This is a genomic window from Rathayibacter tanaceti, from assembly GCF_009834165.1.
GTDB lineage: Bacteria > Actinomycetota > Actinomycetes > Actinomycetales > Microbacteriaceae > Rathayibacter > Rathayibacter tanaceti.
Genome location: NZ_CP047186.1, coordinates 2,147,858 through 2,159,448, shown reverse-complemented (window position 1 = coordinate 2,159,448; position 11,591 = coordinate 2,147,858). Strand labels below are relative to the sequence as shown.

The following is an 11,591-nucleotide window of genomic DNA, read 5'->3' as shown; positions in this document are numbered from 1 at the left end:
CCGGCCGTGCCGCCGCCCGCGACCTCCTCGGACGGCGGCACCGGGTCAGGCGTTGGCGCGCGACGCCTCCACGACCGCGCGTGCGGCATGGAGGGCGTGGTCGAGATCGGCGCGCAGGTCGTCGATGTTCTCGAGGCCGACCGAGAGGCGCACCAGCCCCGGGGTGACGCCTGCGGTGAGCTGCTGCTCGGGCGAGAGCTGCGAGTGCGTGGTCGAGGCGGGGTGGATGACCAGCGAGCGGACGTCGCCGATATTCGCCAGGTGCGAGAAGAGGGTGAGGGAGTCGACGAAGGCGCGTCCGGCGTCTACCCCGCCCTTGAGCTCGAAGGACAGCACGGCGCCGACGCCCCGGGGTGCGTAGTGGTTCGCCGCCGCGTACCACGGCGACGTCGGCAGGCCCGAGTAGTTCACGGTAGCGATGTCGGAGTGGTTCTCGAGGTACTCCGCGATCTCCTGCGCGTTCTGCACGTGGCGCTCGACGCGCAGCGAGAGGGTCTCGATGCCCTGGATCAGCTGCCAGGCGCTCGCCGGTGCGATGGAGGCGCCGAGGTCGCGCAGCAGCTGCACGCGGGCCTTGACGATGTACGCGAGGGAGTCACCGACCGCCGCGGTGTAGACGGCCCCGTGGTAGGACTCGTCCGGTGTGGTGAGACCCGGGAACTTCGCAGCGTTTGCGCTCCACGCGAAGGTCCCGCCGTCGACGATCGCGCCGCCGATGACGGTGCCGTGTCCACCGAGGAACTTGGTCGCCGAGTGCACGATGATGTCGGCACCGTGCTCGAACGGGCGGATCAGGTAGGGCGTCGCGATCGTGTTGTCGACGATCAGCGGCACGCCCGCCTCGTGCGCCACGTCGGCGACGGCACGGATGTCGAGGATGTTGATCTTCGGGTTCCCGACGGTCTCGGCGAAGAACAGCTTCGTGTTCGGTCGGATCGCGCGGCGCCACTCCTCCTGGTCGTCCTGGTTCTCGACGAAGGTCGTCTCGATGCCCAGCTTCGCGAGGGTGTACTTGAAGAGGTTGTAGGTCCCGCCGTAGATCGACGACGACGACACAAGGTGGTCGCCGGCCTGCGCGATGTTCAGCACCGCCGCCGTCTCCGCGGCCTGGCCGGAGGCGAGGAGCAGCGCGCCTGAACCTCCCTCGAGCGCGGCGAGGCGCTCCTCGACGACAGCCTGGGTCGGGTTCTGGATGCGCGTGTAGATGTTGCCGGGCTCTGCGAGCGCGAAGAGGTTTTGCGCGTGCGCCGCGTTGTCGAACACGTAGGAGGTGGTCTGGTAGATCGGCGTCGCGCGGGCCTTGGTCACCGGGTCCGGAGCGGCTCCCGAGTGGATCTGCTTGGTCTCGAACTGCCACTGCTCGGGCTCGGTCATGATGCATCCCATCGGGTCGTCTGAGTCGGGGGGACGGAGGCCTTTCTCCGCCGCGACGAGCGTACGCGCGGCCCGATCGGGCGGCGAGGACGCCCGACACACGGGGTAACCCCGATCAGGGCCGCTCGGGCGGTCGATCGCGTTTCGAGCCGGTCGGATCCGCGCGGCCGGCTCGCTGCGGTCGGTCGTCGGTCGTCGGAGCGAACAGCCACGCCGCCCGCGGCTCTACCAGCCGATGGAACAGCGTGCGAGTCCAGCCGAGCGAGAGCAGCACCGAGACGACGGTGCAGAACACCACCATCACCACGAGCGCGAGCGTGCTCTCTGTGCTCGAGAGCAGCCCCGACTCGCGCAGCGGGTAGAGGACGAAACTGTGCAGGAGATAGACGTACATCGTCGACTGCCCCCACGCGGTCAGCGGGGTGCGGCGGCGCGGTACCAGAACGACGAGCGCGAGGGAGAGCACGACGGCCGCCGTCATCAGCGCGAGCCGGACGAGGCCCGCCCACCACTGGGTCTCGCCGAGCGCGTCGTAGGGGCGGTCGTAGAAGAACCAGTAGCGCAGGTCCGCCGCGCGGAACGCGTCGATGTTGACCGTCATGACGACGGCGGTGACGGCGAAGAGGGCGATGGCGACGATCCGCGCGAGCAGCACCCGCGAGGGCGGAGACGCCAGCCACCGGTCGACGAGGCCGCTCGACCCCTTCGTCCAGCCGCGCAGCCGCCAGCCGAACACGAAGAAGGGCAGGATCCCGATCGCGCGGGCCAGCGAGAAGGTGGAGTCGACGTTGTCGTAGTAGCTGACGCCGACGGCCAGCACGATGCTGATCACCAGTGGGCGGCGCAGCAGAGCGAGATAGGGGAGGACCAGCCGGAAGATGCCCAGCGCGAGCAGGAACCACAGCGTCCAGCTCGGCTTCGTCGGGTTGAACTCCTGCTTGCCCTCGACGAGGAACTGCACGAGGGTCCAGACCGTCTCCATGATCAGGTACGGCAGCAGGATGTCGGTGAGCACTCTGCGCATCGCCCGCGCGTTCGGGGCGGCGCCCTTCGAGAAGTAGCCCGAGATGATCGCGAACGCCGGCATGTGGAACGCGTAGATGGTCAGGTAGACGATCAGCGAGGTGTCGGAGTGCGCTGTCAGCCGCTGGATCCCGTGCCCGATCACCACCAGGGTCACGCAGACGAACCGCGCGTTGTCCCAGAGGGGGACTCGGCGTCGGGGAGGGACGGCTGTCCCGGAGGTCGCGGGAGCCGGGTCGGCGTGCGGCACGCGGCCAGACTAGCGTTGGCTGCGACGACGGAGTCGGTGGTGTCCGAGGCTTGACGGAAAGGGGACGGGCGTGGATCGACGTGTCGTCGTGACAGGAGCGAGTTCAGGGATCGGCGCGGCGACGGTCCGCCTGTTCCGCGAGCGCGGCTGGGAGGTCGTCGCGGTCGCGCGCCGACGCGACCGGCTTGAGGCGCTCGCCGCCGAGACGGGCGCCGAGTACGTCGTCACCGACCTGACCGATGCGCGGCAGGTCGATGCGCTCCGCGACAGCCTCGCCGCCTCCGGCCCGGTGCACGCGCTCGTGAACAACGCGGGCGGGGCGCTCGGCCTGGACTCGGTCGAGGCCTCCGACCCCGAGGACTGGCGCCGGATGTTCGAGATCAACGTGCTCTCGGTCAAGCTCGTCACCAGCGCGCTGCTCCCGCTGCTGCGCGCAGGCGTCCGCGATTCCGGCTCCTCCGCCGACATCGTGACGGTCACCTCGATCGCAGGGCACGTCGCCTACGAGGGCGGAGGCGGCTACAACGCCGCCAAGTTCGCCGCCCACGCGCTGGTGGCCGTCCTGCGGCTCGAGCTCGCGGGCGAGCCGATCCGCGTGGTCGAGATCGCCCCCGGGATGGTGCACACCGAGGAGTTCTCGCTCGTGCGTTTCGGCGGCGATCGAGCCCGCGCCGACGCCGTCTACGCCGAGGTGCCCGAGCCGCTGGTCGCCGAGGACATCGCGGCCGCGATCGTCTCCTCCGTCGAGCTGCCCCCGCACGTGAACCTCGACCTCGTCACGATCAAACCGGTCGCCCAGGCCGCCCCGCACAAGGTGGCGAAAGGACCGTTGGCGCCCCGCGCCTGAACGATGTGACGCGGAGGGCCGCGACGCCCTAGCCTGTCCCTCATGGTTTCCGACGCCGACGACTCCGCCGCCCTCCTCGCCGCCACGGAGAAAGAGGTGCTCGGCTGGCTCGAGTTCGGTGACGCCGCGCGGCACCTGGCCGATGACGTGGTGGCCTCGGGCTACCGTCCGGAGCTGGTCGTCGCCATCGCGCGCGGCGGCCTCCTGCTCGCGGGAGCGGTCGCGTACGCGCTCGGGATCAAGAGCTGCGGGGCGCTGAACGTCGAGTTCTACACCGGCGTCGAGGCGCGTCTGGCCGAGCCCGTCGTGCTGCCGCCCCTGCTCGACGAGGCCTCGGTCCGCGGCAAGCGGATCCTCCTCGTCGACGACGTGTCCGACTCCGGCCACACTCTCGCGCTCTCGGTGGACCTCCTGCGCGCGATGGGCGCCGAGGTGCGTACGGTCACCCTGTACACCAAGCCGCGCACGGTCCTCGAGCCCGACTTCTTCTGGCGCCGGACCCCGCGCTGGATCGTCTTCCCCTGGTCGGCTCTGCCCCCGGTGGACGGAGCCCTCGCCGAGGACGACGAGTGAGCGTCCACCTGATCGGAGGCGGCGCCGAGCACGAGCAGCAGCTCTACTCCGCGTTCCTGGCGGAGGCACGCGACCACGCTGTCGACGCGGGCCGTATCGAGGGCCCGCGCATCGCGATCGTCGTCGTGCACGACGGCCTCGGTCCTGAGGCTTACTCCGGTTACGCGGCTCTGCTCGCCTCCGTCGGCCCGCTCGACCCGTTCGCGGTGCTGAAGCCGGAGGGCGGTCGGATCGACCCCTCGGTCTTCGACGACGTCGACGGGATCTTCGTGGGCGGCGGCCTCACCCCGGCCTACCGCGACGCCCTCGAGTCCTGCTTCCCGCGCCTGCGCGACCTCGTCTCCTCCGGCGTGCCCTATGCGGGCTTCTCGGCGGGGGCGGCCGTCGCGGCCGACCGCGCTATCGTCGGCGGGCACCGCATCGGCGGCGTCCAGGTCGCTCCGGAGGCCGCCGCCGAAGAGCTCGATGAGGTGACCGTGCTCGAGGGCATCGGACTCGTCGATGTGTCGGTCGACGTCCACGCCGCGCAGTGGGGCACTCTCGGGCGCCTCGTCGCCGCGGTCGAGGCCGGTCTGGTCGACGGCGGAGTCGCGCTGGACGAGTCGACCGTGCTCATCGTCGGCACCGGGGCGCTCCGCGTCGGCGGAGCCGGATCGGTCTGGCGGGTGAGCGGAGGCGACTCCGGAGTCGTCGTCGCCACTCTCGCGGCGAGTTGACCCCGTGGATCTGAGCGAGCTGGCGGCGGCCGGTCTGATCGACGTGGGCTGGGCCCGCGCACTCGCGCCCGTCGGCCCGGACATCGCGGCGATGGGGGAGTTCCTGCGTGCCGAGGTCGCGGCGGGCCGCCCCTACCTGCCCGCCGGACGTGACGTCCTGCGCGCGTTCGCCGCTCCGCTCGAGGACGTGCGCGTCCTGATCGTCGGCCAGGACCCGTACCCCACCCCCGGGCATCCGATCGGGCTCTCGTTCGCGGTCGAGCGCCATGTCCGCCCGCTGCCACGGAGCCTCCAGAACATCTACCGGGAGCTGCACGACGACCTCGGCGTGACCGCCCCGCAGCACGGCGACCTGAGCGGCTGGACGACGAGCGGAGTCATGTTGCTCAACCGGGTCCTGACGGTCGCTCCCGGAGCCCCCGCCTCGCACCGCGGCGCCGGCTGGGAGGTCGTCACCGAGCACGCCATCCGCACGCTCGCCGAGCGCGACCGCCCGCTGGTCGCGATCCTCTGGGGCCGCGACGCGGCATCCCTCCGGCCGATGCTGGGCGATGCCGGCGTCATCGAGAGTGCGCACCCGAGCCCCCTCTCGGCCTCGCGCGGATTCTTCGGCTCGCGGCCGTTCAGCCGGGCGAACCGGCTGCTCGTCGAGCGCGGGGCGGAGCCGGTCGACTGGAGCGCGCTCCCGTGAACGGGGCGACGGCGCTCGGGCGGCTACGCTGGCCCGGATCGCTCAGCGGGAGAGACGAAGGGGAGCCGGATGCTTGAGGAAGAGTACGAGCGGCGGCGGGTACTGCCGCCCCACCTGCGCAAGGCGCCACCGCCCGAGCCGGACTTCTCGTTCGAGATCCGTGAGGTCCGCGAGGAGGATCTCCCCGATGTCCGCGAGATCTACAACCACTACGTCCGCAACACGGTCGTCACCTTCGACGAGGACGACTCGACGCTCAAGGAGTGGCGCTCGAAGTTCGCGCGCAACCAGAAGCTCGGTCTGCCGTTCATCGTCGCGGTCTCGCCCTCCGGCCAGATCCTCGGCTACGCGATGGTCTCGCCCTGGTCGTCCAAGCGCGCCTACCGCTTCACGGTCGAGAACTCGATCTACCTCCGGGCGGCCTCCACGGGGAAGGGGCTCGGCAAGGCGCTGATGGCCGAACTCCTCGAGCGCGCGAAGGCCGTGGGCATCCGTCAGATCATGGCGGTCGTCGCCGACAAGGGCGCGGAGGCGTCGCTCACCATGCACGCGCGGTTCGGCTTCGTCGAGGTGGGCCGGATGGGGCGGGTCGGCTTCAAGTTCGAGCGCTGGCTCAGCACCGTCCTGCTGCAGAAGACGCTCAAGTAGCGGCGCGCTCTTCCTCGCTGCTGCCCGCTCTCCGGGCGAGGCGCGGGTCGTGCTGCTGCGAATGCGCCTCATCGACATCCGACGGACAGAGACCTCTCTCTACACTGGACCGCATGGAATGGCTCGTCCCGCTCATCGTCGTCGTGGTGCTCGTCGTCATCCTCGGCATCTACCTCTGGGCGACGTACAACTCGCTCGTGACCCTCAATGTCCGCGTCGACGAGGCGTGGAGCGACATCACCGTGCAGCTCAAACGCCGTGCCGATCTGATCCCGAACGTCATCGACTCGGTGAAGGGTTACGCCGCCCACGAGCGTCAGGTCTTCGAGTCCGTGACCCGGGCCCGGGCCGAGACGCTGCAGGCCAGGGGGCCGGCGGAGGCGTCGGCGGCCGAGGACCACATGCAGAAGGCGCTCACGTCGATCTTCGCGGTCGCCGAGGGCTACCCGCAGCTCCAGGCGAGTCAGAACTTCCTCCAGCTCCAGGGCGAACTGGTCGACACGGAGGACAAGATCCAGTCCGCCCGCCGGTTCTACAACGGCGGCGTGCGAGAGATGAACACGAAGGTCACGGTGTTCCCGAACACCCTGTTCTCGCGTCGGCTCGGGTTCTCGGAGCGCGAATTCTTCGAGGTGGGCGATCTCGCCGCGATCTCGGAGCCGCCCCGCGTCCAGTTCTGAGGCGGTCGGATGTACAGCGCGATCGCGCGGAACAAGCGCAACACGGTGGTGATCCTGGTGCTGTTCCTGGTGATCATCGGCGGGCTCGGCGCCCTGGCCGCTGCGGTCTACCGCAGCACGACCGTCGTCGTCGTGGTGCTGGTCGCTGCGGCGGCCTACGCCCTCTTCCAGTATTTCTTCGCCGCGAGCCAGGCGGTCGCGCTGAGCGGAGGCGTCCCGATCGGGCGAGCGGACGAGCCGCGGCTGCACCGCATCGTCGAGAACCTCTCGATCGCCACGGGTACGCCGATGCCGACGGTGTACATCATCGATGATCCGGCTCCGAACGCCTTCGCGACCGGGCGCGACCCCGAGCACGCCGTCGTCGCCGCGACGACGGGTCTGCTCGAGATCATGGACGACGCCGAGCTCGAGGGCGTGATGGCTCACGAACTCGGTCACGTCCGCAACTACGACATCCGCGTCTCGATGATCGTCTTCGGGCTCGTTGTCGCCGTCGGCTTTCTCTCGGACGCGTTCCTCAGGCTGGCGTTCGTCGGCGGTGGCCGGGGCAGCAGCAACAGTGGTGGCGGCAACCCCGCCCTCCTGGTGGTCGGCCTGGTGGCGATGGCGATCGCCCCGATCGCCGCGAGCGTCGTCCAGCTGTCCATCTCGCGACAGCGCGAGTACCTCGCGGATGCGACGAGCGCGCTCACCACTCGCCATCCGGATGCGCTCGCCCGCGCCCTGCTCAAGCTCGAGTCGGCCGGCCGCCCGATGCGCCGGCAGAACAGCTCGATGGCGCACCTCTGGATCGCGGATCCCTCGAAGCCCGGGGTCGTCGCCCGCATGTTCGCGACCCACCCGCCGATCGCCGACCGGGTCGCGCGTCTCGCCGAGATGGGCTCGCGCTTCTAGGTCCCGTTGTCAGACGTCCGGTGCGCGGCGGGAATCACCGCACCGGGTCGTCGTTCTCCGCGGGGCGGAGCCGCTGTCGAGGAGGTCCTCGTGGCCCGCACGGGAGCCGTCGTCGTCGGTCAGCTCGTCAGATCGGTCAGGGCCCGGCCTGCATCGACACCGGTCTGGGCGCCGGAGCGACGACCGCCGAGGGGCTCCGCTCCCGGGTCGATCGGATGCTCGGAGAACGGCCGTCGGTGCAGGCGCGTGCCGGCGTCGCCTCCGCCCTCCTCCCGGATCGCGACGTCGCCGGTCTGCGGGGAGGAGACCGTCGCCGCGTGGGGGTGGGACGCCCCGTCCTCCCCGCGCGGGAGTTCGGCCGATCCGGGAGTCACGACCGCGTCGACCGGGATGTTCTCCTCGAGGAGCGCGAGGGCCGTGGTCGTGCTGCCGGAGGAGTGCGCGAGGAGCGCGGGAACGACCGGGTTCTCGTGCCGGACCGCCGCGAGCCCGCGGAGGGCTCGTGCCAGAGCGCGGCCGCCGCGCTCGGCACGGTGCCCCGAGAGCACCGACCTGTCGAGGTCGGACCCGTCGGGAGGCGGAGGAGTGTCGTCCCCGATCCAGGCGACGACCGCGCTCTCGGCCGGCAGCAGATCGGCGACGCGGCGGGCCGCCGTCGTCCACGACTCCATGTCGTCCGTCGTGGTGCCTGCTCCCGCGACCGTGTAGACCACGGTCGTCGCGGTGTCCAGGTCGCCGATGCTCACCGACGCCGAGGGCGGCGAGTCGGCGGTGAGCGAGCAGAGGAGCCGAGCGGACGATCCGGGTACCGGCGTCAGGCTCCCCTGGATGCTCAGTAGCGGTCGCAGACGCTCGTTCGCCGCCGTGATCGCGAACGCGGCGGCCGCGATCTCGAGCGTGGTGGCCTCAGGTCGGTCCTCGAGCTCCTCCTCGCGGAAGAGAGCTGCATCGCGCTCAGCCGTGAGGGCGTCGATCCAGCCCGACAGCGAAACCCGGTTCGCACGGTCTCGCGCGCCGTAGGGGATCCCCTCCAGGGTCCCGAAGAACGAGGGACACGCGTCGAGGAGCACCGACTGCCGCCGGGAGAGAGCGCCGGGCTCGGCGTCGAGGCCGTGCCACCAGCGGTTCACGCCCGCGGAATCGAGGGCGAGGAGCTGCTCCTGCAACTCCGGACGCGCCGCCCAGACTGTTCCCACCTCCTGCGGGTCGAGCGTGGCGAGAGCCGTGAGCAGGACGGGATCAGAGAGCTTCAGCACGGGAGCGGACGCCAGTTCCACCGCCATCGAGGAGAGGGCCTCGCCGCCCGCGGCGTCGAAAGCCGTGGCGACGCGCTCCATCCAGTCGGCGTCCGCCCCGTTCTCGTCGAGCAACTCGCGGACGCCGTCGAAGACGGTGACCCGGCCGGTCGGAGCCCAGGAGCAGTCGACGCCGAAGCGCCGCCAGATCGCCGCCACCTCATCGAGCAGGGCGCGCACCCGCCCGTCGCTCGTCCGGGCCCGTTCCACGAAGCTCCGCAGCCGAGTGGGGTCCGCGGAGCCGCGCACGGCCGCCGGAGCGCTCGTGCGGCGACGACTCCGCGCCGAGAACGACGCCGAGAGCGGGCTCGGCGGCTCGGCCGGATGCTCCTCCTGGGCAGCGAGCCCCGCCTGCCGCTGCCGTTCGCGCTCGGCTGCGGCGCGCGTCCTGTCGACCTGCTGCGCGAGAGCCCCGAGTCGATGGGCCAGCATCGTGCGGTCGACCGCCTCCGTCTCTACCGCCTCCTCGAACAGGGAGCGGTGCATGCAGGCGAAGCCGTGCAGCGCCTCCTCGGCAGCCTCCGCCCGGGTGCTCGACTGATCCCTCAGCAGGTCGCCCAAGTCGCGGGCTCCTGCCGCGAGCCGTGCGGCCACGTCGTCGTCGAACACGATCATCCCCGAGTCCTTCCCGCCCCACCGCGACTCCTCGCGATAACGCGAGGAGTTCTCACTCTACTCGCTCGAGCAGAGTGAGGCGAGCGTGACGCGCGGAGTCAGCCGAGGGGGCGGCGAGTGGTCCGCCGTCGAGCGTCGCCAGGTACTCAGCGAACACCGGCGCCGGATCGACGCCCGTGGAGGCCGCGTCGACGAGCGCTCGGCGCACGAGCGCGAGCACCACCGTGGCCAGCACCGCCGCTCGCGGGAGGGAGGCGCGGCCCAGGTCCATACGCTCGGCGAGGAACGGCGTGAGCGCCTCCTCGCCGTCGTGCAGCGACTGTGCCCAGACGGCGCGCATCGCCGGCGTCTCGGTGAGCAGCGGGATCAATCGGAGGGTGCGATCGAGGTGACGGCCCGATGCGGAGGCGGCGAAGGCCTCCGCCAGCGCGGCGTTGAGCGGTTCGGCGAGGGGACGCTCGACGAGTGCGCGCCCCATCGCGCTGACGGCGGCGGCGAGCACAGGGCGCACGCAGTCCTCCTTGCTGCCGAGATAGCGGTGGAAGGTCCGCAGCGAGATCCCGGCGGCGTGAGCGAGCTCGCCGGTGCCGACGCCCGAGACGGTCCCTCGCTCGAGCAGCAGGGCCACGCACTTCTCGGAGAGGGCAAGCGCGAGGATCCCCCCGCCGGGCGCGGCCTCGCTCATGCGTTCACGCGACGCTCGGTGAGAGCGGCGAGCAGGGCGGGCGCGAGAGTGCCCCTGCCAACCACCTCGACGGCGTCCAGACCCTGCCAGGCCGCTGCCTCGACGAGCAGCGCCGCCACGCGCTCCGCGGTGTCGGCGGGTGCACCCGGCTCACGCCAAGCCGCCTGCACGAGGAGGACCCGGCGGCGGCGATCGCTCTTGAGGTCGACCCGCGCGGCGATGACGTCGTCGAGGAGGACCGGGAGGACGTAGTAGCCGTGCACCCGCTGCGCCGCGGGCGTGTAGATCTCGATCCGGTAGTGGAATCCGAAGAGCCGCTCGGCGCGCGGCCGGTGCCAGACGACCGGATCGAAGGGGGAGAGCAGCGCATCGATGCGGAGGGCGCGGGGGCGCCGTGCCTCGACGTGTCGCCACAGGGGGAGGGGCCGTCCGCCGCGTTCCCACCCGCGCACCTCGACCGGCTCGAGCTCACCCGCATCGACGAGCTCGTCCACGGCGAGCCGGGTCGGCGCCTGGAGGAGCCGGTGGTAGTCGGCCAGATCGTCCAGCGTGCCGATCCCGTGCGCGCGGGCCGCCCTGCGCACCAGCTCGCGCACCGCATCCGCCACCGGCACCTCGCTCTCGAGCACGTCGCGCGGCAGCAGCTGCTCGGCCAGCCCGTACGAGCGCTCGAATCGCGTGCGCCCGGCAGTCACGACCTCACCCCAGCGGAAGAGCATCTCGAGCCCGCGCTTGACGTCCGACCAGCCCCACCAGGGACCGGTGCGGACGTTGGCCTCGTGCTCGATCTCGGAGGCGCGCAGGGGGCCGTCGGCGAGCGCGGCGCGCAGCCAGTCGAGCGTCGAACGGTTCTCGGCGGCCCAGCCCTCGTGCTCGGGGAGCCGGATGCGGCGGTAGTGCTGCATCCGCCACCGGTAGAGGGGGACGTCCTCGCGCCGGACGAGCGCCGCCTCGTGCGCCCAGTACTCGAGGTACGGTCCGTCCGCCGTGAAGGCAGCCGCGTCGAGCAGCGAGCGCTCGTAGGGCCCGAGACGCGCCAGCACCGGGAGGTAGTGGCTGCGTTCGAAGACGGAGACGGAGTCGAGCTGCAGGGGACGGATGCGATCGACGACGGCGCGCACGTGGCGCGCCGTCACCCGAGCGGGCCGGGGCGCGCCGAGGCCCTGCGCCGCCAGGGCGATCCGGCGCGCGAGTGCTGGCGAGAGCTGCTCGGTCATAGTGCGACCACGGTAGCGAACAGGTCCGACATCGCCGCTTTCTCGGGCGTCACCTCCGCGCCGCGTCGCTGATGCCTGCT

The 11,591-nt window shown here is 71.4% G+C and carries 12 protein-coding genes; 7 read left to right on the top strand and 5 right to left on the bottom strand.

Going from position 1 to position 11,591, the window contains the following annotated elements; genetic code table 11:
• Nucleotides 1–45 precede the first annotated feature (45 nt).
• Both GSU10_RS10125 and GSU10_RS10120 read right to left on the bottom strand, forming a co-directional pair.
• Entirely contained in the window at nt 46–1,374 is a 1,329-nt protein-coding gene (locus GSU10_RS10125; RefSeq protein WP_068207320.1) for a bifunctional o-acetylhomoserine/o-acetylserine sulfhydrylase, read from the bottom strand.
• A gap of 115 nt (nt 1,375–1,489) precedes the next feature.
• A complete protein-coding gene (locus tag GSU10_RS10120; RefSeq protein WP_068207267.1) occupies nt 1,490–2,647 on the bottom strand; it encodes an acyltransferase family protein in 1,158 nt (385 codons plus the stop codon).
• 70 nt (nt 2,648–2,717) lie between these two features.
• Here GSU10_RS10120 and GSU10_RS10115 point away from each other — a divergent pair, with 70 nt between their 5' ends.
• The 7 genes from GSU10_RS10115 (at nt 2,718) to GSU10_RS10085 (ending at nt 7,699) form a co-directional block, all read left to right on the top strand.
• Nucleotides 2,718–3,494, top strand: coding sequence for an SDR family NAD(P)-dependent oxidoreductase (locus tag GSU10_RS10115; RefSeq protein ID WP_068207264.1), 777 nt, complete (start codon nt 2,718–2,720; stop codon nt 3,492–3,494).
• A gap of 42 nt (nt 3,495–3,536) precedes the next feature.
• A complete protein-coding gene (locus tag GSU10_RS10110) occupies nt 3,537–4,067 on the top strand; it encodes a phosphoribosyltransferase (protein ID WP_068207261.1) in 531 nt (176 codons plus the stop codon).
• Nucleotides 4,064–4,783, top strand: coding sequence for a Type 1 glutamine amidotransferase-like domain-containing protein (locus GSU10_RS10105; protein WP_068207257.1), 720 nt, complete (start codon nt 4,064–4,066; stop codon nt 4,781–4,783). Before GSU10_RS10110 ends, GSU10_RS10105 begins: the two co-directional genes overlap by 4 nt.
• Before the next feature lie 4 nt (nt 4,784–4,787).
• Complete coding sequence (locus tag GSU10_RS10100) at nt 4,788–5,474, top strand: uracil-DNA glycosylase (RefSeq protein WP_068207254.1); 687 nt, start codon at nt 4,788–4,790, stop codon at nt 5,472–5,474.
• Between the two features lie 69 nt (nt 5,475–5,543).
• A complete protein-coding gene (locus GSU10_RS10095) occupies nt 5,544–6,122 on the top strand; it encodes a GNAT family N-acetyltransferase (RefSeq protein WP_068207251.1) in 579 nt (192 codons plus the stop codon).
• Between the two features lie 113 nt (nt 6,123–6,235).
• Nucleotides 6,236–6,802 (top strand): LemA family protein, encoded by a 567-nt coding sequence (locus GSU10_RS10090; RefSeq protein WP_068207249.1) that lies wholly within the window; start codon nt 6,236–6,238, stop codon nt 6,800–6,802.
• A gap of 9 nt (nt 6,803–6,811) precedes the next feature.
• A complete protein-coding gene (locus GSU10_RS10085) occupies nt 6,812–7,699 on the top strand; it encodes a M48 family metallopeptidase (protein WP_068207245.1) in 888 nt (295 codons plus the stop codon).
• Nucleotides 7,700–7,818: 119 nt separating this feature from the next.
• Here the strand turns inward: GSU10_RS10085 and GSU10_RS10080 are convergent, their stop codons facing one another.
• From GSU10_RS10080 to GSU10_RS10070, 3 genes are read right to left on the bottom strand one after another with little or no spacing between them, the layout of a single operon-like run.
• Entirely contained in the window at nt 7,819–9,609 is a 1,791-nt protein-coding gene (locus GSU10_RS10080; protein ID WP_068207242.1) for an alpha/beta hydrolase, read from the bottom strand.
• A gap of 52 nt (nt 9,610–9,661) precedes the next feature.
• On the bottom strand, nt 9,662–10,294 hold the full coding sequence (locus GSU10_RS10075) for a TetR/AcrR family transcriptional regulator (protein WP_132504055.1): 633 nt from the start codon (nt 10,292–10,294) through the stop codon (nt 9,662–9,664).
• Nucleotides 10,291–11,511, bottom strand: a complete 1,221-nt coding sequence (locus tag GSU10_RS10070) for a winged helix-turn-helix domain-containing protein (protein WP_132504057.1) — start codon at nt 11,509–11,511, stop codon at nt 10,291–10,293. The genes GSU10_RS10075 and GSU10_RS10070 overlap by 4 nt, the downstream gene beginning before the upstream one ends.
• Between the last annotated feature and the right edge of the window lie 80 nt (nt 11,512–11,591).

Coding starts and splice junctions, on each gene's coding strand:
- GSU10_RS10085 (WP_068207245.1), top strand. CDS start 6,812: ATGTACAGCGCGATCGCGCGGAACAAGCGCAACACGGTGGTGATCCTG.
- GSU10_RS10070 (WP_132504057.1), bottom strand. CDS start 11,511: ATGACCGAGCAGCTCTCGCCAGCACTCGCGCGCCGGATCGCCCTGGCG.
- GSU10_RS10090 (WP_068207249.1), top strand. CDS start 6,236: ATGGAATGGCTCGTCCCGCTCATCGTCGTCGTGGTGCTCGTCGTCATC.
- GSU10_RS10095 (WP_068207251.1), top strand. CDS start 5,544: ATGCTTGAGGAAGAGTACGAGCGGCGGCGGGTACTGCCGCCCCACCTG.
- GSU10_RS10125 (WP_068207320.1), bottom strand. CDS start 1,374: ATGACCGAGCCCGAGCAGTGGCAGTTCGAGACCAAGCAGATCCACTCG.
- GSU10_RS10075 (WP_132504055.1), bottom strand. CDS start 10,294: ATGAGCGAGGCCGCGCCCGGCGGGGGGATCCTCGCGCTTGCCCTCTCC.
- GSU10_RS10110 (WP_068207261.1), top strand. CDS start 3,537: ATGGTTTCCGACGCCGACGACTCCGCCGCCCTCCTCGCCGCCACGGAG.
- GSU10_RS10080 (WP_068207242.1), bottom strand. CDS start 9,609: ATGATCGTGTTCGACGACGACGTGGCCGCACGGCTCGCGGCAGGAGCC.